The following is a 21,627-nucleotide window of genomic DNA, read 5'->3' on the forward strand; positions in this document are numbered from 1 at the left end:
TGCTATGTACCTCACTTACCTAAAAAATGCTGTATTGTTTAGCAATGATTAGTTGAAAAAGCTTGACATAGAATCCATCTGAGAAGTAAGCCTGGGTTCACCGTCCAAAAATCAGAGCGTCCAGCGAATACGCACCTGGACCGAAAACCGCGATCGCCATCAACATTACACAGTACATAAACGCCTTTTCCCAACTCGGCGGTTCGCCTTTTCCTAAAGGCCCCTGATACTGTTCTTCAGGAATTAAATAGGGATCGCGAGCCACAAAAGGCTTACCTTGGGAGATGTGTAAATAGGCCGCAAACACCATTGAACCCAGAATTGGTAAGCTCGCCAAAAGTGTAAGCAATCCCAAAATTAGGCAAATTCCGCCGCCCAACATCGATGCTGCTGATAGAAAGCAAAGAAATATAGGCATTTTCAAAGAATCAGCCCACTGTCGAAGATGCGTTATTTTAGGATAGCCGTGCAGTAGGAACAATATACCGACACTAACTCTTAATAGTAAAAGCATTACGCCTTGAAGTCCGGCGGGGAAAACAGTATTAAGCGAACTGAATAGGTTGAGACCTAGCTCTGGTAGATTAGATGAAATGTTAGTAGTTAATAGAAAACTGACTGCCAAGCCAAAAACAAATTTGTAAATCATTATCAGGTTTGACTCTTCGTGTCTAAATTTGGTTGTGTTACAAATAATGCTGGCGGAACAAGCTCAGCGGCAAGACAGTTATTTTCCGATCGCGTCTTTCCTCTTACATAAGTCTAGTCACGATTGAGATAAAAACTACCTGTTTGATCGAGAGACTTAAATGATATCAAATCCCGTTGCATCCCAATTGTATAGGCGGGGCGGGTTTAGAGAATTTGTTTATACTTATCAAAGATATCGGTGAACCCGCCCCTACAGAACTTCATCAGATACCATTCCTCATCAAACGGAGATAATATGATGTAGAATTCGCAACTTAGAGCAGCCGCACAATCGTTTGACTTCCACCCTCGGCTTTAATTTGTAAAGCAATAACCTTGCCGTTATCGTCTTGTTCTTGCCACAAGTCATTGGGAACATCAATTGTATGACCGTAGGTAACTTCATTACGTCCGATCTCAATGGTTAAGTCATTCCCTTTACCGACCGGATCGTAGACCAACGACCATAGTGGCTGATCTTTAACAGGGGTTTGAGCCCCAAGTTCCGGATCGATCGCTTCCAGCACAATCAAACGTCCCTTGTTACCATTTGTAAACGTATCGCAAAACTCTACCCATTGCTCTGCCGGAATTTGTTTATTGATTGACATTTTTTTCTCCTTGAAATTTGGATGAACGGTGTGGATAGCTGGTAAAAGTATAGTCATTTATAGACATGGGAGGCTTCAAGCCCCGCCCCTTTCACTTTTACTTTGAGCGGATTGACCCGCATTGGCCCAACTACGCAGCTCCCTATCCCATTGCTAAAGGCATTTGGGATTGCTTTTCTGAGGATATTGTACGAACCGTTAACATCAGAATTGATTAATTGACCAATTGATGTTTTGTACAAACCTCGTTTAATTCGCTTGCCCGTGAAAACGGGGTCTTTATCAGTTTTTCCGTAAACTGGGATTGGGTCTAAACCCAGGAAGTTCGCTCGCGACGTGTAGGACTCTTCTTGTACAATTACTTCGATTCCAACCAGTCGAGCTTTGTAATCCAACATCTCGATTAATCGAGCGTGAGGAATGCTGACAAAGTTTTGGTTAGTTTGCTTCCCTAGATCGATCTCGGTTTTCCATTGTGCGTTTTTACCGATTACTAGCGTCCCAATCTGTTTGGCTCTCAAAAGGTCAACAACTAGGCGACTGGCATGGTGCAAGTAATTATCAACTTTTTGGTTGCGACAGCGAGTTAAGCGCTGAATGCGACATGAGGTTCTGCGATTTCCTTTCAACTGAGATTGCAACTTGGCTTTGCGCTTGTTGTAGAACTGGTTGATAGATTTCAACGGTCGCCCGTTAACCAACAGTGGGGTAAACCCCGGTTGACTTGAAGTTAGCGCCGCTAAATTATCCAGTCCTAAATCAATGCTAGCTACAAATTTGTCACCACTAAAGGTGGACTCTGGTTCATCATAAATCACCTCAATTACATAGCAATCGCATTTGGGAACTAATCTGACTTGGCAAATTCGATCGGGATTAATTTTAGTTTTGATCGAAAGGTCAGTCCCCGAAAGTTTAATGATTCCCTTTTTCAACTGTTTGCTGCTAATTGCTTGAATTGTATAAACGAGAATGTTTCGCCCTTTAGTTTGATCTTTGTATTTCGGCAGTTTTGGGCGACCAGTGAATTTAGAGGAATCTGTTTTGTAAGCTTTAACTGCCTCAAAGAAAGATTTCCAGTTTTTGTCCAACACCATCAAGATTTGTTGGCTAACCTTGGCAGGCAAAGCTTTGTATACTTCACAAAACTTCATTAAGCCGTTCATTTCGCTGTAATTGACATAGCCCCATCCATAAATAAAACTCTGACGAATGACGTAGTTGGCGGCATTGTAGAGATTCTTGGATTTAAAAGCTAGTCCATCAATTTCAGCGAAACGGTGTGACGTTGATTTAATGATATGTCGTTCTGTTAACTGCATTTAAGGCTTTTATTTTTGAGATTGCGCGTATTTCACTCGACCGCTATGATAAGATCATACTACTATTGCTTATAAGTGCTTGCAAACTCAACGAAGTTTTACAATACTTACCTGTATTTCTGCAAGCTGGAACTGTAAGAATCTAAAGCTGTGCTAGTAAATGCTGAGCAAACTGCGATCGCGCTAGCATTGTGCTTTGGCATAGTAGGGCGCTCTTAGCAAGCTATTAAGGTCGCTGAACGCCACGAGTATTGAGGTCAATAACATATAATGATGTGCCTGCCGCAATAAACAGGCGATCGCGTTCTGCTCCTCCAAAGGTCAAGTTAGCGACTACCTCCGGTACCATAATTTTTCCCAAGCGACTGCCATCAGGTGCATACACCTGCACGCTATCCTGAGAGCTAGTAAAGATATTGCCGTACTCGTCCACGCGCAACCCGTCGGGTTCACCCGGCTCGATCGCTGCAAATACGCGACCGTTGGTTACACGCCGACCATTTACAACCTCGTACACGCGGATATGATGAGGCCCGTCGGGGATGTTGAAGGCAGCGGTATCGGATACGTACAGCAGATTTTCGTCGGGACTGAAAGCGAGTCCGTTAGGGCGAACCATGTCCGTCACGATCGCACCGATCTCACCCGTTGCTGGGTCAAAGCGGTATACGAAACATCCCGGTTGTTCCTGTTCGCCGCCATATCCTTGATTTGGCTCAGTGATGCCGTAGGGCGGGTCAGTGAACCAAATTGTGCCGTCACTTTTTACTACCAGGTCGTTCGGGCTGTTGAGGCGCTTACCCTGATAACGGTCAACTAAAACCTGCCACTGACCCTCATACTCGCGTCGGATAATGGCACGTAAACCTGACGAACACGCAACCAGACGACCCTCCAAGTCGCGGTAATTCCCACTTTGATAGTCGGACGGGTCGCGCAGAACGCTGGCTCCATCAGCGGCACTCCAGCGCCACAGTCGGTTGCCGTGAGCATCGCTCCACACCAGGCTGTCGTCTTCGTGGAAGTAAACGGGACCTTCGCTGTGAACGGCATCGGTCGCCAGCTTTTGGAGCGAGGGAGCTGGGCGCACAAGCGATCGGAGACGATCGTCATAAATTTCGATAGTTTCAGGCATGAGTATTTCCTGCCATTTAACTTGATTGAGGTGCGCTCAAAATGAAAACTGAGAGTCTTTCGTTAGTTATACTTGAATCCTCAGCCATCAGACAGAGGACTTAATTGAGTTTAAAACGATAACCTGGAGCCAAGAATCTATCGCAAGAGATATTATTACAGCTTTGTCGATCGCTTACAGTAATTTCAAGCAAAATGTCATGCCAAAAATTAGGGATACAATCAAGATTCTGACCTCTGATGAACCTTACTAATTGGATTAGTTGCGTCAGTCTTAAATAAATAAACTGAGAATCACTTCCGCAAAAATTGCCATGAAAATGACAACAACTCACTATGATGTCATCATAATCGGGACAGGAGCAGGTGGAGGCACATTAGCTCACCGCTTGGCATCTACCGGTCAAAAAATTTTAGTGCTGGAGAGAGGTGATTTTCTACCTCGTGAAAAAGACAACTGGAGCGCTAAGGAAGTTTACCAAAAGGAACGCTATCACACTGACGAACACTGGTACGACAAAGACGGTAAGGCATTTCGTCCGCAGACGGGCTACTGGGTGGGTGGAAATACTAAACTGTATGGGGCAGCGTTGCTACGACTGCGAGAGCGAGATTTTGAGCAGGTAATCCACAAGGGCGGTATTTCCCCAGAGTGGGAACTCAAGTATCAAGACTTTGAGCCTTATTACACTCAGGCAGAAAAGCTGTACGACGTGCATGGAGAGCGAGGCAAAGACCCCACGGAACCGCCTTGCAGTGAGCCCTATCCCTATCCTGCGGTGAGTCATGAGCCGGATATGCAGACGCTGACCGATGGCATCCACAAGCTGGGCTACTACCCGTTTCATCTACCGTTGGGACTGAAGTTGAACGAGAGCGATCGCACCAAAAGTCCCTGCATTCGCTGCGATACCTTTGACGGCTATCCCTGTCTGGTGGGTGCCAAAGCTGATGCCGAGGTTAATGCCATTCGTCCTACCCGCGAGGCGTACTCTAATGTAACGCTGCTCGCAAATGCCAAAGTTCTCAAGCTACACACTAGCCCGTCGGGGCGAGATGTTACCGCCGTTGAAACAGATGTTAACGGCGAGTTGTATCAGTTCTCTGCTGATATTGTCGTAGTGGCTTGCGGGGCGATCAACTCGGCTGCCTTGCTGTTGCGATCGGCTAATGACAAGCATCCTCACGGACTGGCGAACAGTTCCGATCGAGTGGGACGCAATTTTATGAAGCATCAGGCGATCGCACTATTATCAATTCATACTGAACCCAACCGAGCCAACTTTCAAAAGACGATCGCCGTTAACGACTTCTACTGGGGCGAACCGGATTTTCCCTACCCTATGGGCATGGTGCAAAATAGCGGAAATGTACTGCCAGATATGATTCCGGCGGAAGCGCCCCCACTTTTAGCACCCTACGTGAAATTGATTCCAGGCTTTGAACTTCACCTGATGGCTGAACGATCCGTGGGGTGGTGGTTGCAAACCGAGGATTTGCCCGACCCTAACAATCGCGTGCGTGTTGTCGGTGACAAGTTACACGTGGATTACACCCTGAATAATACTGAAGCTGCAGATCGCCTGGTTCATCGCTGGACATCGGTGCTAAAGTCGATCGAGCGAAATGCCATGCACGTCATCCCGTTTAGCCTCTATCCCCGCAATAACATTCCTTTGCAAGCTGTGGGGCATCAATGCGGCACCTGCTGCTTTGGTAGCGACCCCAAAACCTCAGTATTAGACCTCAACTGCCGCACCCACGATGTCGATAACCTTTATGTCGTTGATGGTAGCTTTTTCCCCTCCAATTCTGGAGTCAACCCGACACTGACGATTATGGCGAATGCTTTGCGCGTTGGCGACGCCATTGCAGAACGTTTGATATCGTTTACGGTTGTTTCGGAATGACTTAAGCGCAGAGGCCGCTACGCAGGCGCAGAGCATTGGTAACAAGTTAAGCTAAGAAAGCATTTGTCAATCAGCAATTATGCTCAATATTTACTCGGATTTTGGGCCCAAAACTGAGATTTGGGCGATCGTGCGATCGTGCCGAGGGTGATATTTATACCTACTCCCTCTTAAATCGTGAATTTTCCACTCCTAAAAAAGCAGTTTTTTTGAGTAATATTACTGATTGACAAATGCAATCAAGTCTTAACTTGTCACTAATGGGCGCAGAGGAATAGAACAGAAAGATTAATAATTCCGATGTCAACGGATTTGATTCTTCAATCCCAAATCCGGCGTTGCTGAATTAAGGTATGACTAAGCAACGCCGGCGATCGGACACGACCAAATAATTTTTTTGATTTTGATAGGGAATTGGAACATCTCCAAAATTTAGATAGTGAATTAATAATTGAATGGAATGTCTAAGCAACTTGTTGCCTGATTCAGAATTATTGTTGGTAAAAAAAGCCCCCGGACAAGTACCACACTTGACTGTTGAGGCACGCTTCAGGACTTAAAGAACGCTTGGCAACAGGAACGCCTTTCAAAAGCTACGGGGAAATTGTGGAATGGTTAAAAACAGAGTATAATTTAGAACTGACTTATGCAACAGTCTATGCCTGGGTACATTATCGTCTCCAAGCTCTCACTGACAGTGCCACGTCCGCAAAGTGCTTTACAGGACTTACAAGCAGTGGAGCTTTTTAAAAAAACATCATTCCAGCAGTATTGACGTTTCAAAAATATTTTGGCAAGGGTAAAAGGCTACGATATTTGTCGGAAGATGAAACCCGGTTGGGATTAAAAACATTGACAGGAAAATTAATTACAGCCAGGGGTGTAAAACCAGTTGCTCCCCTACTATGGAAACGTGAAAATTTTTGGTTGTATGGGGTAGTCGAAGCATTGAGTGGCTGGCATTTTTGCCAAGAATACGCGCTCGCTTAACGGAGAAGATTTTCAGAAATTTATTAACGCTCTTTCTCTACAATTGGGTGAAGATATAGCCATCATTCACATGGATAGAGCGGGTGCTCATACCACTAATGAACTCTCTCAGTGCCAGAAAATTTAATTCCTGTCTGTCAACCTTCACATAGTCCAGAACTTAATCCAATTGAAAGAGTCTGGGAATATATCAAAAAGGAACTTGTTGGAGAGGTTTTTACAACACTTGAGCAATTACGAGAGCGATTGAAACAAGTTCTTGAAAAAATCACTCCGCTCGCAAATTAGTTCGTTGTCATCTTACAAGTTTATTCTTGAAGCCCTATTCTATGCAGCTTCATATTAAATTGGTATAAGTTATTTAATTCTCATTCCTAATTTTAATCTCAGGTTCTATCGACCGAAGCATTTGCGCGCAAAATCTCTAAGTTTAATCAGATATTTTTTGGGCGCAAAGACTTCGCACGATTAATACTTTTACCAGAGGTTTCAATCTCTGAGTTCCAAGTCACAAAGCAGGCGAATTAGATGAGTTTGACAGCCCGCAGACCAAACATCAGCACTGTCGCCAAGCCGATCGCGCCGCCAAAAATCCCAAAATAAGTTATTGCTCCGCTAAGAGTCATTGCAATTTCTCCAAAACAATCAATAAAAAGACCTATAAGAACTATAATCTAAAATCTAATATCTAAATTAGATAAATATGCAATCCATAATTAAAGTTGACTTGGGCCCACAATCTTACAATATTTGCGTGCGATCGGGCGGTTTAGACGAACTCGGCAGTCTGATGGGCGATCTCAGTTTGGGCAAAAAAGTGCTGCTGGTGTCGAATCAGTCGATTTTTCGGCAGTACGGCGAAAGAGCAACAGCAGCCCTCGAATCGGCCGGTCTGGAAGTCAGTAGCTGTATTTTACCACCGGGAGAACAGTACAAAACTTTAAATTCGGTGCAGAAGATTTACGGTGCGGCTTTGGCAAACCGTTTAGAACGTTCCTCGACAATGGTGGCTTTGGGCGGCGGGGTGGTGGGCGATATGACGGGTTTTGCTGCGGCGACTTGGCTGCGGGGAATTAATGTCGTGCAAGTTCCGACTTCCCTGCTGGCGATGGTTGATGCTTCTATTGGCGGCAAAACGGGGGTCAATCATCCTTTAGGGAAGAATTTAATCGGGGCTTTTCACCAGCCGCGCTTGGTTTTGATTGACCCGGATGTACTCAAAACTCTGCCGGCGAGGGAGTTTCGTTCGGCGATGGCGGAAGTCATCAAGTACGGGGTGATTTGGGATGCCGAACTTTTCGGGAAGTTGGAGAATTGCAAGCGTTTGGATCAAATGCGCTATGTGAAGGCGGATTTGTTGGCAGAAATTTTGAGTAGGTCTTGCCAAGCTAAGGCTGAGGTGGTCAGCAAAGACGAGAAGGAATCGGGTTTGCGGGCGATTTTGAATTACGGGCACACCATCGGTCATGCTGTGGAAAGTTTGACGAATTACAAGGCGATCAATCACGGGGAAGGAGTGGCTATCGGCATGGCTGCGTCAAGCCGGTTGGCTGTGGAGTTGGGAATGTGGGATCGAGAGTGCGATCGCCGCCAGTCTGCTTTGATTGAAAAAGCGGGTTTACCTGCCAAATTGCCGGCGGGTGTGGATGTTGAGGAAATTTTGCATACTTTGCAACTCGATAAGAAGGTGCAGGATGGCAAGGTGCGGTTTGTGCTGCCGGTGCGCTTGGGTGAGGCTGCTGTGAGCGATCGGGTGGATGGAGATTTGATTTTACAAGTTTTGAAGGAAATGCTTTAAATACTCGTTTTTGGGGTTGTTTAACCGCCGCTGAACCCTGATTGACGCCGATCGCCAAAGATGTTTTTTCTTTCAATGTGCGATCGGCGGTTGAGTTTAGGAACCGCTCGACTGGGAATTAATTTCTTCCAAAATTTTATCTACTCTGTTAGCCGCTTGAGTTCTGCCTTGCTTGAGAAATAACTCCTTAGCTTTTTTGAGGCTGGCTACTGCCTCCGCTTGGTTTGCCTTGTCTCCTTGCTGGTACAAACCGACTCCTAAATTGTTTAAAGCATCGGGATATCGATCGTTAATTTTAACCGCTTGTCTCCACTGAACAATTGCCTCGGGCAACTGCCCCTGACTTGCCATCGCCACGCCTAAATCGTTGTGAGCTTTGGCGTGCTCCGGGTTGACTTCAATTGCTTTTTGGAATAGAACGATCGCATCGCTCATTTTACCTTGCCCCGACAGCATAGTTGCCAACTTGTAATAAGCATCCGCTTGTTTGGGATAGCGAGCAATTAGTTGCCGGTACAAAGCTTCGGCATTGACAGCATTTCCTTGACCGTAAAGGTCGTTGGCAGTTCTCAAACCCACCGTGTAGCCTTTACCTACAACTTGGCACTTTTTCTCGGAGTTGCCTTCCTGCTTGCAAATCCTGAGTTCGTCTCCCTTCATCTCGTAGGATATAACTTCCCGAACAGCAGGGCCTCGGCGCGGGGGCTGCAAGTTCTGCGACTGCAAGTTTTGGGAGATTTGCAGGGCGATTGTCTCAGCTTGTGCCGGTTGGGCCGCTGCGGCATTGCAGACTCCTGCACCCACCAAAATGCTTGGGGCGATCCACCTCAAAGGTTTGAACAAGCGAAACTTTCGATCGTTTTTCATTTTTGTGGAAATGTGTTGTTGATATCCTGCCGTCAAATCGGGCACATTAAGTCCGAGTCAAGACTCCAAGGCAAGAGTCCGAGGGAATACGAGTAACTGTTAGGACTTATTAACAGTCGTGATATCTTAGCACTGTGAGGCAGATTTTGAGTTAAATTAGAGTAGAATTTCGATCGATTCTCAATCAACCTTAGCAGGAAAGTAGAAATGGGGCAGTCTATTCTTACCATGCTCTTTGCGCTCATCCTCGGCTACGCTGTTAACTCCAGCGTCAAAATAGTCAGCGGTGGCGATGAAGCTTTAGTCGAACGTTTGGGTCAATACAAGCGCACCCTCAAGCCCGGATTCCACTTTATCAGTCCCCTGGTCGAAAAAGTCGTCTGTGTGGACACAAGCCGTGAAAGAGTTTTAGACATTAAACCTCAGTCAGCAATCACTGGAGATAATGTGGCTCTCGAAGTCGATGCCGTTGTGTATTGGCGGGTTGTGAATTTACAGAAAGCTTATTATGGAATCGATCAAATTGAAAATGCGATCGCCAACTTAGTTTTAACGACGTTTCGCGCTGAAATTGGTCGATTGCCCATGCAAGACATCTTGGGTTCCCGAGATGACATGAATAAAAAGTTACTCAAAAAGTTGGACGAAGCTACCGAAACTTGGGGTGTCAAAGTAATTCGGGTGGAAATTCAAAGCATTACACCTCCGAAAAGAGTGCAAGAAGCTATGGAATTGGAGCGCGCCACCAAGAGCGAGTGGCAAGCAATGGTCAATAAGGCGATCGGCACTAAGGAGTACATGAGGCTCTTAGTTGAAGCTTTAGACTCCCATCCGAATAGCAAGCAAGTTTTGAATTACTTAGTAACCGAAAAATACTTAGAGGCTCAACAAAAATTGGGCGAAAGCGACAATGCCAAAATTCTGTTTATGGACCCGAGAAGCATGACGGAAGCTTTGGGCGAGCTGATGGGTTCTATGCCCGATGTGATTCATTCTGAGGGCGGAGACATGAAAGTTATTGATACTCACACTTCTCAAGACTGATTCCTGAAGATAGCGTCGGCAACCAGACAAACATCGTGCATTTCTCTGACATCGTGAACACGCAAGATATCTGCCAAATTTGCGATCGCACCTGTACAAGCCGCCGCTGTCCCCCAAACTCTTTGTTTCGCTTCTGGCTGATTCAAAATGTGACCGATGAAGCTTTTTCGCGATACTCCGACTAAAATCGGACAGTTGAGAACACGGAATTTTCGCAACTCTCGCAGAATTTCTAAGTTTTGACTGTAATTCTTAGCAAAGCCAATACCGGGGTCGAGAATTATTTGAGATTTGTCAATCCCCGCAGCAACTGCTGCCGCAATTCGACTCTCTAAAAATTCCCCAATTTCCCCGATTAAATCCTGATAATCTGTGAGTTGTTGCATCGTCTGGGGAGTTCCCCGAATGTGCATCAAAATTATTGGCACTTTTAACTGAGCAACGGTTGACAGCATTTCCGAGTCAAAAGTAGCTCCCGAAATATCGTTAATGATATCAGCTCCCACCTCTACCGCAGCTTTCGCAACCTGCGCTCTGGTAGTATCGACCGAAATAGGAACTGAGCCAAAAATATCGGCTTTTTGTCGCAGTATTTGTACGAGAGGTATAACGCGATCGATCTCCTCTGCTAATGATATTTCCGCTGCACCGGGCCGAGTAGATTGACCGCCAATATCAATAATATCTACCCCGGATTTTACCATGTTTTCCGCTTGCGCTAAAGCAGATTCTATGGTATTGAAATCTCCGCCGTCGCTAAAACTGTCAGGGGTTACGTTCAAAACGCCCATTAAATAAGTGCGTTTTCCCCACTCGAAAGCTTTATTTCTAATGGTAATTTTTTCTGGGTTATTTGTCATGGCGATCGTGGGATTTGATATCTGACTGGACGCACGGGTAGCCAGAAACCGGGTTTTTTCACGAAAATATTTCGTTGCCACCCACAGATTCTGTAAAAAACTCGGTTTCTTTGAGTCTTAATGCGTCCAGGACTGTTCAACCAAAACTTAACCAGCTAAAAACAGTTTCAACTGTCAATTCTAATTCAATTTTATCAATTATTGGCAACAGAGCTGCACCTTTGTACAGTTCTACTTTTTGTCCGGAAAATACCGCCAAAATACTCTCTTCTTCTGGATCTAGTAACCACCCCAACTCAGTGCCGTTTCGCGAACAGTGCAGTAAGTTACTCAGCACTTTTGTTTGGCTTTGGTTTGGCGAGAGAATTTCTATCGACCAGTCGGGATTAATGTCAAAGCGGTTAGCAATTCTACCAGACGGCAAAAAAGGAATTCTTTCCCATCGGAATACTGCTACATCTGGCACGATTGATGCGCCGCCAAAAGTGCAGCGCAACTCGGGAAAAGCATTGGCAATTTTCCGAGTTTTCGCTACTTGATTGATAGTCTTGCAGAGCTCACCTTGAAGTACGCTGTGTTCACCTTGAGGCATGGGCTTCTGAATGATTTCTCCCTCAAGAAATTCTGAGGCCGGTTCAGTTTCAGGAAGTTTGAGGAACTCGTCTAAGGCTGGTTTGGGTTTAACGATCGCAGTCATAGGTTAATTCTCCCGAGCCGAGAAACACTGAACGGCACATCACAATTGTAGGCGATAGCTGTTTAATTCCCGCTGCCCTTGTTCCACTTACCACTTAGCAATTACCTATTAGCAATTACCTATTACTGATAATTGACAATTCGAGCAAAACTCGCAGCTTCCAAACTAGCACCGCCTACCAGAACCCCGTCAATCTCAGGCTGAGCCATGACTTCATCAATATTCTCCGGTTTAACAGAGCCGCCGTACTGAATTGGCACGCCCGGATTAGTCAATTTACTGCGAATCAAACCAATAACTCGGTTAGCTTCCTTCGTTTCGCAAGTATCGCCAGTGCCGATCGCCCAAATCGGCTCGTAAGCAATGACTAACTTTTCTTGGTCAACATCAACCAAATCTTTTGCCAACTGAGAAAAAATGTGAGCTTCAGTTTCGCCTGCATCTCGCTGCTGCTTGGTTTCCCCTACACACAGAATCGGAATTAAATCGTATTTCTGAGCCGCTTTCAGCCGCAAATTCACCGTTTCGTCAGTTTCCCCAAAATATTGGCGCCGCTCGCTGTGGCCGATGATGACATAACGGACACCAAGTTCACTCAGCATTGGCCCGGAAATTTCCCCAGTAAAAGCTCCAGACTCTTGCCAGTGGACGTTCTGAGCACCGAGTCTGATCCGGCTGCCGTGCAAATTTTTCGACAGGACAGCCAAGGAAGTGAAGGGAACGCAAAGCACGACTTCCCGTTCCTCTGGGGTTTCCGTCAGGCAGGACATGAATCCTTGAAGAAACTCTAGGGATTCAGTCCTAGTTTTGTACATTTTCCAGTTGCCAGCAATAACTATTTTCCGCACGGGTGACTCAGTAGCTCTGTGAACATCAAAATCAGGCAACTTATAGTTTAAAGCTTTAGCGTACCTTTCGATCCTTCATTGCCCAAACTCGATGCGAGCTTGCTCAACTAAGTCAACGGTGACGACTTCGGTTTCGGCTTCGCGGGCCAACTGCTCGATGCGGACGCGAGCTTGTCCCCGGACAAAATAGGGAATATTTTTCAGCTTCGCCTTGGCTTCTGGCGTCCACTTTAAATCATCGGAAAATTCGGAATCGGGCATGGCGTATTGAGCGATCGACTACAAGCCTTCATGGCTCTGGCTTTGATGGAAAGCCTGGATGTCTTAAATTTACCACGAGTTGCGATCGCCCCACACCTTCTCACTCTGCCTTAAATTTGTTGCCTAAAATAGCCGACGCCTCTTGTAAAAGCTGATTCTGCTCTTGTCGAATTGCCTCCAACCTTGCCAAAATATGAGCAAGTCGTTCTTGAGACTCCAAACTGTTTGATTCAACTCCCCTCAATTGTAAAGCTGAATTATTTTTGTATTCGGGCTGCTTTGAAACCAATGAGTTTACAGCCACTCCACCGACATTATTTACAGATTTAGAGCCGACACTCATCACCCCTTGCATAAATTTTACCGGGCTTTGCAGAATAAATAACCATCCTTCTGCAAACAAGCTACCTCAAGCCTGAACAAAACCTAAAATCCTCAATATAAATAGCAGCAAACTTTCTAAAAATACCAACGGATGATTCACCAACCAGAAGACTAGAGGGTGAGAATCAATCCAATCTTTGACAGTAGCATTGATAGCACTTTGGAGGGCATCTGAAGCGGCACCGCTCATATTTCCCGCCTTGTTAAGGCTATCTTCTAATGAAGCCATAGCCTTTTCTGTAGCTTGATTTAGCAGACTTTATATCTCCGAAAAAAAGCGATAAATTCTAAGTAGACTGGGGCTGTTGGTTTAACAAACCCGACGCTGCCTAGGATTTTGTTGCGACAGCTTAGCTGGTGTATAATTTATGACATATTGGTCAATTTTTCACTTTCCATCCCAAGCTCAAAATATGCTAGGCTAGAATTTTTCCAGAGCTTAAGATACACCATGACATATGTATCAATCATTAGAAGAGTCAGTCATTTCGACTAATCCATCTACGGAACCGTCCTCTCTAATTCTCATTGTGGATGACGATGCCTTGATGCGCTTGCAACTTCGACTGTATTTACAGAAGGAAAAATACCGAGTGGCGGAAGCTAATGATGGGTTGACAGGGCTAGCAGCTTATGAGGAAGTACATCCAGACCTGATCCTGCTAGATGCAGTGATGCCTACTATGGATGGCTTTGCTTGTTGTCAAAAATTATCTGAATATCCTGAGAGCGATCGCCCACCTATTTTGATGATTACTAGCTTAGAAGACAAAGAATCTGTCGATCGAGCGTTTGCAGCGGGAGCGGCTGACTATATCACTAAGCCGATTCACTGGGCTGTTCTGGGACAGAGAGTGCGACGGTTGATTCAGCAATTCCACTTGCAACAGCAACAAACCCTACTTTACCAGCAGCTAGAAGCCGCCAATCGACAATTAAAATACCTCGCGTCAATTGACGGTTTGACTCAGATTGCCAATCGCCGTCAGTTTGACCAACAGCTAGAGGAAGAGTGGCGACGCATGACTAGAGAGCAAAATCCTTTGTCACTGATTTTGTGTGATATCGATTTGTTCAAGCAGTACAACGATACTTACGGACACCAAGCAGGGGATCTATGTTTAAAGAAAGTTGCGGCAGATCTCAATCGCAGTATTAATCGAGCTGGAGATTTAGTAGCACGTTATGGAGGTGAAGAATTTGTAGTGATTTTACCGGACACAGAGCTTGAGGGAGCCGTCCAAATCGTCAAGCAAATGCAGGCTCGCATCCAAGCTTTAGCAATACTCCATAAGAGTTCTCCGCATAATTGCATTACGCTCAGCTTCGGTATTACCAGTTTAATTCCTACCCAAGAGATCTTGCCAGAAACTTTAATTACTGCTGCCGATGCAGCACTTTATCAAGCCAAATCCCAAGGTCGTAATACTTTTTGTACCAAGATTCATAGAGTTAATGAATCCACCCGTTAAATCATCAGGGTAAACATTATGCCTCTCGTCATTGGGAATGATTCCTTAAGTATTGGTCTTCCAGAAAATTACCGCCAGTATAAACAATTGATCGATCAACTCAATACCTTAGTGGATGCCATGTTCGCCAACCGTGGAAAGGAAGAAATAAAAGGTATTGTATATTTTTTAGACTTGTATATAGCACAAAACTTCTGCTTTGAAGAAAATTTTAGGCAAAGATACAAATGCCCCGTCGCATCTAACAATGCAGCGGTTCCTACCAAATTTATTAAAACACTGAGTGAAGTTAGACAGGAGCTACAAACCAAAGGATCGAGTCTTTCGTTAGCCATTAAGGTTAATGAACAATTGCTAGATTGGTTCGTGAACCATATTAAAAAAGTCGAGCGAGAAATCAAGTCCTGCACGAGCAAGCCTTGATTTTAGTCTGAAAGCCTAAATAATCGGTTCTGGGACCTTCAGGGAAACTGTCAGGGAGAGAACGAGAGTACCTCTACGACGCTTTTTTATCGGAATCAGTTCATATTCAGCAAGTAGCAATTATAGAATTTTATGGGAGAGTCTAGCTCAGTGCGTAATAAAAGATGGTTAGGTGCGATCGCCCTTCTCACTGGTGCGGGTGTTCTGGGCAACTATTTCAATTTGTCTCTTTTCTTTGGGGTTGATTTCCTCTTTGGTAGTATTCCCATACTGATTATTACTTACTACTTCGGCTGGGGCTGGGGAGGCTTGGCTGGTCTAATTGCAGGCAGCTATACTTATATCCTTTGGCATCATCCATACGCCACGATTATTTTGGTAATTGAGGCTCTGTTTGTAGGGTTTCTTTGCAAGCGCAAACAGCCAAATATCCTTTTATTCGATGGGATTTACTGGTTCTTAATTGGAATGCCCCTCGTTGGGATTTTCTACGGTCAAATCATGCACATGGAGGCGAATCAGACCATCCTCGTTATGTGCAAACAAGCAGTCAACGGCATTTTTAATGCCTTAGTTGCCAGCTTAATCATTTCGTATGCGCCGATTAATCGGTGGATTAGTCCTTCAAAGCATATCGCCCTTTCTTTAAAACAAACTATTTTTCATCTGTTGGTTGCTTTTGTCTTTATTCCAGGAATGATCCTATTAGTTTTTGATGGTAGATACTTTGTTGGTCAAATCCAAACGACGGTGCAAACGGAGTTACAAACAAACGCAAAAACTATCGCTAGCGCCATATCTCGATGGCATCAGCGATACCTCACAGCTTTGAAACAATTAGCTGAAATATCGCTCATATCAGAAGAAGCCACTGCGGCCAATCAAGCGATTAAATCATCCGATCGGCTACAACAAAACATTAGCCTGATCGAGAATTTGTTTCCCGATTTCGACAAAATTTATGTGGTCGATTCATCGGGAACAATTGTAGCTACTTCTTCTCCTTTAAATCAAACCAGTCGGCGGTTGATGGAACAAAGTACGGAACATAAATCTCTACTTCCCCTGGCTCAAGAGCGGTTGAGACCGTGGATGAATCCTATCCACCAAGATATATTAGTAGACGAACCTCATGTAGGATTGAATGTACCCCTGCAACTTCAAGGTAATTTTCTTGGGCTGCTCCACGGTTCATTAGCATTAAGCAAGATCAAAGCTCTCTACATTTTCCAGGAAAACAATCAGCAACTAGGCATTACATTGCTCGATGAAAACAACCGAGTCATTGCCAGCAATCAATCAGACCAAAAGCTTTTGACCGGTGTTCAGGAGTCAAAGGAAGGCAGCACTAGCACCTTAGAGGGAACCTTGCAGCAGTGGGTTCCTAGCAAGGGCAACAATCCGATGATCCGTTGGAAAAATTCTATGTATATACAGGAATTTATGATTGGCTCCGATCTGGACTGGAAATTACGCTTACAACTTCCAGCAGTTCCCTATGTAGAAAATTTACAAAATCGCTACAAGGCTGACTTTAGTATTCTACTCGTCATCACAATGTTGGCATTTTTGTTTGCAACGCTGGTTAGCGAACGATTGGTCAAGCCATTATCCTATTTAGCTCGTGCGACTACTGACTTACCCAATAAGCTTTCAGAAGAAACATTTGCATGGAAACATAGCTCTGTTACTGAAATCAATGAGCTTGCTCGCAATTTTCAATTGATGGCGATCGCGCTCAATCAAAAATTTAGGGAGATTAAACACGCTAACGCTACATTAGAACAGCGGGTTGAAGAACGAACGCAAAAATTATCCATAATCAATCGCTCTCTGAAAGCTGAAATTAAGAGACGCAAACAAGCCGAAACTGAACTACGAACAAGAGAGGCGGCAATACGAGCTTTATATGAAGTCACTGCTACCCAAAATCTCAATTTTGAGCAGCGCATCCAAGCGTTGATTGACATGGGATGTCAGACGTTTGGGCTTGAATGTGGCATCTTGGCTCGCGTGCAAGATAATCGTTATGAGGTGATGGTGGCGCGATCGCCCGATCGAGTCTTGAAACCAGGTGATGTCTTTGATATTAACCAAACTTTGTGCTGTGAAACTTTGGACACAGATGAACCCCTAACCATCCAACATACAGGCACCTCAAAATCGCGTTGCCATCCTGCCGATCTTTCCCTTGGCATGGAAGCTTATATTGGGACACGAGTTTTAGTTGCAGGCCAAGTCTACAGTACCCTCAGCTTTTCTAGTAAATCTCCCCGTGCACATAGGTTTAAATCTGCCCATGTGGAATTACTGAAACTGATGGCTCAGTGGATTGGTAGTGAAATCGAACGGCATCAAGCAGAAGCAGCCTTGCAAGCTAGCGAACAACGGTGGGAACTCGCCCTGCGCGGTAGTAACGACGGGGTATGGGATTGGAACGTCAACACCAATGAAGTATTCTTCTCGGCTCGCTGGAAAGAGATGTTGGGCTATCAGGAGCATGAAATCCCGAATCACTTAGATGAATGGAGTAAGCGAATTCATCCAGATGATATCGGATGGGTGATGCAAGCAATTCAAGATCACTTTCAGCGCCAAACTCCCTTTTATATTACAGAACATCGAGTGCTTTGCAAGGATGGGAGCTACAAATGGATTTTGGCTCGAGGTCAGGCGCTTTCGGATGAAGCGGGCAGAGTTGTCCGTATGACTGGTTCTCAGAGCGATATTACCAACCGCAAAAAGTTAGAGCAGGAAATTCAAGCCAGAGAGCAATTATTGAATGCTTTCTTTAAAGGAGCTTCCCTGGCAGGAGTAGGGCTTTGCATTCACGATCGACAGTTTCGATTTTTACAAATCAATGAGGCACTGGCTGCAATCAATGGTCAGTCCGTGGAGGCTCATTTAGGCAAGACCACCGATGATATTTTGGGGGAACTTGCTCCTGGCATGAATGCACTGTTACAAGAGGTTTTAACGACTGCACAACCTTCCATCAACTTGGAAGTGAGTGGAAAGGTAGCAAGCCAAACGAATATCAAGCGCCACTGGTTAGCTTCTCACTTCCCCATTTTCAAGGATACAGACCAGCCTGTAGCGGTGGGTTGCATTCTGATTGAAATTAGCTCTCGCAAACGAGCCGAAGCGGAACTGCAACAAATGAGTGCGGCGCTAGAAAATGCCGTGGCAGGCATTTCTCGACTCGATACTCAAGGACGCTATATCTTCGTTAACGGCACTTATGCCGCCATCACCGGCTATCAGCCGGAGGAAATGCTAGGGATGGACTGGCAAAGAACGGTTCATCCTGAAGATATTGAGAAAATGGTGGCTGCTTATCAGCAGATGTTGAGAGATGGCAGAGTCGAAGTGGAAGCTAGGGGGATGGGAAAACATGGCTCCAGCTTCTACAAACAACTGGTGATGGTCTCTGCTTACGACGAGCAAAATGTCTTTGTGGGGCATCACTGCTTCATGAAAGATATTACCGATCGCAAGCAGGCAGAAGAAGCACTACAGCGACAGTTGCAAAAAGCCCTACTGCTGAAGCAAATTACTCAAGAAATTCGTCAAAGCCTCAATGCTCAGCAGATATTTGAAACGGCGGCTGTTCAAATTGGGCAAGCTTTTGGCGTCAGTCGCTGCTTAATTCGCACATACCTCGACAATCCGCAGCCTCAGTTTCCTGTTGTTGCAGAGTATCTAGCACCCGGATCTGCCCCCAGCCGGGAGCATGACATTCTGGCGGTCAGTCCTGCATATGCAAAACAGTTGATGGCTGGGGATGAAGCGATCGCCTCGCCGGATGTCTATTGCGAATCATTGCTCACCTGTGCTGAGTCAATTTGTCGCAGCCTCAACTTGAAATCCAAATTAGCAATCCGTACCTCTTATCAAGGAGAACCGAATGGTGCCATTTGTCTGCACCAGTGCGATCGCTACCGTGATTGGACTGCCGATCGAGTCGAGTTGCTAGAATCAGTGGCGGCTCAAGTAGGAATTGCCTTAGCTCAAGCCAAATTACTAGAGCAAGAAACTCGACAGCGAGAAGAATTAACTCTGAAAAACTTTGCTTTAGAGCAAACTAGACAGGAAGCAGAAGCAGCGAGCCGAGCCAAAAGTGAGTTTCTGGCGATGATGAGCCATGAAATCCGCACTCCGATGAATGCGGTTATTGGGATGACGGGATTGCTGCTGGATACAGAACTCAAGGCTCAACAGCGAGACTTTATCGAGACGATTCGCAATAGTGGAGATACCCTCCTGAGTATCATCAACGACATCCTCGACTTCTCTAAAATTGAGTCGGGCAAACTAGAGCTAGAAAAGCATCCCTTGAGCTTGAGAGATTGCATAGAAGGTGCGATCGACCAACTTGCAGTTAAAGCAGATGAGAAGGAGATTGAGTTGGGCTACCTGATCCACCCTCTGACTCCTAATTTCATTTTGGGTGATGTCACCCGTCTCCGTCAGATTCTAGTTAACTTGCTCAACAATGCGATTAAGTTTACCGAAACTGGGGAAGTTACCATTTCGGTGCAAGCCTCTGCAGTTGATTCTGACAAAACGATTTCTGAGCCAGGGAACTTGCCAGAAAGCTTGTATGAAATCCAGTTTGCCATTCAAGACACAGGTATTGGCATTCCAGCCAACCGCCTCGATCGACTGTTCAAGTCTTTTAGTCAAGTAGATGCTTCGACGACTCGGCAGTATGGCGGGACGGGTTTAGGTCTGGCGATCAGTAAGCGACTGAGTGAAATGATGAACGGCATGATGTGGGTTGAGAGTTCCGGCTACGTCGGAGGAACCCCTTCACCAAAATGGCAACCCGCTAAGCCTCATCGAGTCGCAATGGGTTCCACCTTCTACTTCACGATTGTGGCATCCTCTGTTGCTACTGAGTTATCCGAACCGATGGAAATGTTACCAGAACTATCTGGCAAGCGTTTATTAATCGTGGATGACCAGCCCACTAACCGACAAATTCTGACCTTGCAAGCAGAGACTTGGGGGATGCAGAGTCTGGCTGCCCCATCGGCTGTGGAAGCGCTCAACTGGCTTGACAGTGGAGAAACCTTTGATATCGCTATTTTAGATATGCAAATGCCACAAATGGACGGCCTCACACTCGCCTCAGCCATCCACCAGCATCCTAAGTGCCACCGTTTACCCCTCGTGTTGCTGACTTCAATGGGCTACCCAGAAGCGGGTTCTTCAGCGCTCTCCACCCACTTTGCGGCTTGTTTAAGCAAACCCATCAAACAATCCCAACTCTATCAAATACTGATCCATGTGCTACAAGCTCAACCGAAAAAAGTTCAACAACAACTTCCTAGATCTGTCGAGGATGATATGAAACTGGCCCAGAGACTCCCACTGCGAATTCTTTTAGCAGAAGATCATCTGGTAAATCAAAAGGTGGCACTGCTGCTGTTAGAGCGTTTGGGATACCGGGCCGATATTGCTGCCAATGGATTGGAAGTTTTGGAAGCCCTGAATCGCCAGCCTTATGATGTAGTGCTGATGGATGTACAAATGCCAGAGATGGATGGACTAGAAGCCAGCCGTCGTATTTGCCAGGAGTGGCCGGCTCATACTCGTCCCAGGATTATTGCCATGACGGCAAATGCTATGCAGGGCGATCGCCAGGTTTGTCTTGATGCTGGCATGAATGACTATATCAGTAAACCAATTCGAGTAGATGCTCTCATCCAAGCGCTGAGTCAGTGTCCGCCCAATCCGGAACCGCAGCAGGCCCAAAAGGAGGAATCAGATAGCAACAAGCCAGAAATTGATGTGCCAGCGGTTAACCTCACTGAATTGCAAGCTTTCTGTAGAAGCATCGATCGAGATTCAACCCAGATTTTGAGCTTGCTGGCGAACTGCTACTTGGAGGAATCTCTAAAGTTGCTAGAATCTATGAAATTAGCGATCGCCCAGGCGGATACTCAAACCCTAAAGCGAGTGGCTCATACCCTCAAAGGCAGTAGTGCGAACCTAAGCGCCGCTCCTCTGGCCCAGCTTTGTGCCAGGTTAGAAGTTATGAGTACCTCTGGTGAACTAGATCGAGCCTCAACCCTATTGGCTCAAATCGAGGGTGAGTACGATCGTGTCAAGAATACTCTCCAACAAGAACTGCAAAAGAGCGAAACTAATCTGTGAAAGTCAATTAATTGACACTCCCCGGCATAAATGCACGGGGATTCTTAAGAAACTACCAAAGGGTCATTCTTAAGGGCGCTGCCAAGACACCTCTACCAACTCCGTCAAGGTCAAGCCATTACTCACAAGTTAAGCTAAAAGCACTATTGTCAAT

At 45.6% G+C, this 21,627-nt stretch carries 20 protein-coding genes; 8 read left to right on the plus strand and 12 right to left on the minus strand.

Features of this window, described 5'->3' with window-relative positions; translation table 11 throughout:
* Positions 1–97 precede the first annotated feature (97 nt).
* From OSC7112_RS06445 to OSC7112_RS06460, 4 genes are all read right to left on the minus strand, one after another.
* Positions 98–649, minus strand: coding sequence for a DoxX family protein (locus tag OSC7112_RS06445; protein ID WP_015175156.1), 552 nt, complete (start codon positions 647–649; stop codon positions 98–100).
* A gap of 316 nt (positions 650–965) precedes the next feature.
* Complete coding sequence (locus tag OSC7112_RS06450; RefSeq protein ID WP_015175157.1) at positions 966–1,301, minus strand: DUF5335 family protein; 336 nt, start codon at positions 1,299–1,301, stop codon at positions 966–968.
* A 53-nt stretch (positions 1,302–1,354) separates the two neighbouring features.
* Entirely contained in the window at positions 1,355–2,623 is a 1,269-nt protein-coding gene (locus tag OSC7112_RS06455) for an RNA-guided endonuclease InsQ/TnpB family protein (RefSeq protein WP_015175158.1), read from the minus strand.
* Between the two features lie 226 nt (positions 2,624–2,849).
* Positions 2,850–3,758 carry an SMP-30/gluconolactonase/LRE family protein gene (locus OSC7112_RS06460; protein WP_015175159.1) on the minus strand — a complete coding sequence of 303 codons (909 nt, stop codon included), beginning with the start codon at positions 3,756–3,758 and terminating at the stop codon, positions 2,850–2,852.
* 313 nt (positions 3,759–4,071) lie between these two features.
* Here OSC7112_RS06460 and OSC7112_RS06465 point away from each other — a divergent pair, with 313 nt between their 5' ends.
* From OSC7112_RS06465 to OSC7112_RS37925, 3 genes are all read left to right on the plus strand, one after another.
* Positions 4,072–5,667 (plus strand): GMC oxidoreductase, encoded by a 1,596-nt coding sequence (locus tag OSC7112_RS06465; protein WP_015175160.1) that lies wholly within the window; start codon positions 4,072–4,074, stop codon positions 5,665–5,667.
* Between the two features lie 537 nt (positions 5,668–6,204).
* Positions 6,205–6,417: a hypothetical protein gene (locus OSC7112_RS39440; protein ID WP_190274339.1), complete on the plus strand. Its 213-nt coding sequence runs from the start codon at positions 6,205–6,207 to the stop codon at positions 6,415–6,417.
* A 351-nt stretch (positions 6,418–6,768) separates the two neighbouring features.
* Positions 6,769–6,945 carry a transposase gene (locus OSC7112_RS37925; RefSeq protein WP_150111506.1) on the plus strand — a complete coding sequence of 59 codons (177 nt, stop codon included), beginning with the start codon at positions 6,769–6,771 and terminating at the stop codon, positions 6,943–6,945.
* 236 nt (positions 6,946–7,181) lie between these two features.
* On the opposite strand, the gene petL is transcribed toward OSC7112_RS37925, so the two are convergent.
* Positions 7,182–7,283 carry a cytochrome b6-f complex subunit PetL gene (petL, locus tag OSC7112_RS06475; RefSeq protein ID WP_015175161.1) on the minus strand — a complete coding sequence of 34 codons (102 nt, stop codon included), beginning with the start codon at positions 7,281–7,283 and terminating at the stop codon, positions 7,182–7,184.
* Between the two features lie 77 nt (positions 7,284–7,360).
* On the opposite strand from petL, the gene aroB reads away from it, so the two are divergent.
* Complete coding sequence (gene aroB, locus OSC7112_RS06480) at positions 7,361–8,455, plus strand: 3-dehydroquinate synthase (RefSeq protein ID WP_015175162.1); 1,095 nt, start codon at positions 7,361–7,363, stop codon at positions 8,453–8,455.
* A 96-nt stretch (positions 8,456–8,551) separates the two neighbouring features.
* Here the strand turns inward: aroB and OSC7112_RS06485 are convergent, their stop codons facing one another.
* Positions 8,552–9,322, minus strand: a complete 771-nt coding sequence (locus tag OSC7112_RS06485; RefSeq protein WP_015175163.1) for a tetratricopeptide repeat protein — start codon at positions 9,320–9,322, stop codon at positions 8,552–8,554.
* A gap of 207 nt (positions 9,323–9,529) precedes the next feature.
* Here OSC7112_RS06485 and OSC7112_RS06490 point away from each other — a divergent pair, with 207 nt between their 5' ends.
* Positions 9,530–10,366, plus strand: coding sequence for an SPFH domain-containing protein (locus OSC7112_RS06490; RefSeq protein WP_015175164.1), 837 nt, complete (start codon positions 9,530–9,532; stop codon positions 10,364–10,366).
* On the opposite strand, the gene folP is transcribed toward OSC7112_RS06490, so the two are convergent.
* The 6 genes from folP to OSC7112_RS39450 form a co-directional block, all read right to left on the minus strand.
* Positions 10,357–11,226: a dihydropteroate synthase gene (gene folP / locus OSC7112_RS06495; protein WP_015175165.1), complete on the minus strand. Its 870-nt coding sequence runs from the start codon at positions 11,224–11,226 to the stop codon at positions 10,357–10,359. The genes OSC7112_RS06490 and folP overlap by 10 nt on opposite strands.
* Before the next feature lie 136 nt (positions 11,227–11,362).
* Entirely contained in the window at positions 11,363–11,923 is a 561-nt protein-coding gene (locus tag OSC7112_RS06500; RefSeq protein ID WP_015175166.1) for a Uma2 family endonuclease, read from the minus strand.
* A gap of 122 nt (positions 11,924–12,045) precedes the next feature.
* The gene (tpiA, locus tag OSC7112_RS06505; RefSeq protein WP_015175167.1) at positions 12,046–12,771 is read right to left on the minus strand and encodes a triose-phosphate isomerase; all 726 of its coding nucleotides are present in this window, start codon (positions 12,769–12,771) and stop codon (positions 12,046–12,048) included.
* Positions 12,772–12,846: 75 nt separating this feature from the next.
* Positions 12,847–13,032 carry a PCP reductase family protein gene (locus OSC7112_RS06510; protein ID WP_006633749.1) on the minus strand — a complete coding sequence of 62 codons (186 nt, stop codon included), beginning with the start codon at positions 13,030–13,032 and terminating at the stop codon, positions 12,847–12,849.
* Between the two features lie 100 nt (positions 13,033–13,132).
* Positions 13,133–13,435, minus strand: a complete 303-nt coding sequence (locus OSC7112_RS39445; protein WP_190274340.1) for a hypothetical protein — start codon at positions 13,433–13,435, stop codon at positions 13,133–13,135.
* A 6-nt stretch (positions 13,436–13,441) separates the two neighbouring features.
* Positions 13,442–13,645: a hypothetical protein gene (locus OSC7112_RS39450; RefSeq protein WP_051041482.1), complete on the minus strand. Its 204-nt coding sequence runs from the start codon at positions 13,643–13,645 to the stop codon at positions 13,442–13,444.
* 229 nt (positions 13,646–13,874) lie between these two features.
* On the opposite strand from OSC7112_RS39450, the gene OSC7112_RS06520 reads away from it, so the two are divergent.
* From OSC7112_RS06520 to OSC7112_RS06530, 3 genes are all read left to right on the plus strand, one after another.
* A complete protein-coding gene (locus tag OSC7112_RS06520; RefSeq protein WP_015175168.1) occupies positions 13,875–14,888 on the plus strand; it encodes a response regulator in 1,014 nt (337 codons plus the stop codon).
* An 18-nt stretch (positions 14,889–14,906) separates the two neighbouring features.
* Positions 14,907–15,311, plus strand: coding sequence for a bacteriohemerythrin (locus OSC7112_RS06525; RefSeq protein WP_015175169.1), 405 nt, complete (start codon positions 14,907–14,909; stop codon positions 15,309–15,311).
* Positions 15,312–15,443: 132 nt separating this feature from the next.
* Complete coding sequence (locus OSC7112_RS06530; RefSeq protein ID WP_015175170.1) at positions 15,444–21,473, plus strand: response regulator; 6,030 nt, start codon at positions 15,444–15,446, stop codon at positions 21,471–21,473.
* The last annotated feature ends 154 nt before the right edge of the window (positions 21,474–21,627 follow it).

This window comes from Oscillatoria nigro-viridis PCC 7112, assembly GCF_000317475.1.
GTDB lineage: Bacteria > Cyanobacteriota > Cyanobacteriia > Cyanobacteriales > Microcoleaceae > Microcoleus > Microcoleus nigroviridis.

Coding starts and splice junctions, on each gene's coding strand:
- petL (WP_015175161.1), bottom strand. CDS start 7,283: ATGACTCTTAGCGGAGCAATAACTTATTTTGGGATTTTTGGCGGCGCG.
- OSC7112_RS06465 (WP_015175160.1), top strand. CDS start 4,072: ATGAAAATGACAACAACTCACTATGATGTCATCATAATCGGGACAGGA.
- OSC7112_RS39450 (WP_051041482.1), bottom strand. CDS start 13,645: ATGGCTTCATTAGAAGATAGCCTTAACAAGGCGGGAAATATGAGCGGT.
- OSC7112_RS06485 (WP_015175163.1), bottom strand. CDS start 9,322: ATGAAAAACGATCGAAAGTTTCGCTTGTTCAAACCTTTGAGGTGGATC.
- OSC7112_RS06445 (WP_015175156.1), bottom strand. CDS start 649: ATGATTTACAAATTTGTTTTTGGCTTGGCAGTCAGTTTTCTATTAACT.
- aroB (WP_015175162.1), top strand. CDS start 7,361: ATGCAATCCATAATTAAAGTTGACTTGGGCCCACAATCTTACAATATT.
- OSC7112_RS06450 (WP_015175157.1), bottom strand. CDS start 1,301: ATGTCAATCAATAAACAAATTCCGGCAGAGCAATGGGTAGAGTTTTGC.
- OSC7112_RS06520 (WP_015175168.1), top strand. CDS start 13,875: ATGTATCAATCATTAGAAGAGTCAGTCATTTCGACTAATCCATCTACG.
- folP (WP_015175165.1), bottom strand. CDS start 11,226: ATGACAAATAACCCAGAAAAAATTACCATTAGAAATAAAGCTTTCGAG.
- OSC7112_RS06460 (WP_015175159.1), bottom strand. CDS start 3,758: ATGCCTGAAACTATCGAAATTTATGACGATCGTCTCCGATCGCTTGTG.
- OSC7112_RS06525 (WP_015175169.1), top strand. CDS start 14,907: ATGCCTCTCGTCATTGGGAATGATTCCTTAAGTATTGGTCTTCCAGAA.
- OSC7112_RS06490 (WP_015175164.1), top strand. CDS start 9,530: ATGGGGCAGTCTATTCTTACCATGCTCTTTGCGCTCATCCTCGGCTAC.
- OSC7112_RS06530 (WP_015175170.1), top strand. CDS start 15,444: ATGGGAGAGTCTAGCTCAGTGCGTAATAAAAGATGGTTAGGTGCGATC.
- OSC7112_RS06510 (WP_006633749.1), bottom strand. CDS start 13,032: ATGCCCGATTCCGAATTTTCCGATGATTTAAAGTGGACGCCAGAAGCC.
- OSC7112_RS06455 (WP_015175158.1), bottom strand. CDS start 2,623: ATGCAGTTAACAGAACGACATATCATTAAATCAACGTCACACCGTTTC.
- OSC7112_RS06500 (WP_015175166.1), bottom strand. CDS start 11,923: ATGACTGCGATCGTTAAACCCAAACCAGCCTTAGACGAGTTCCTCAAA.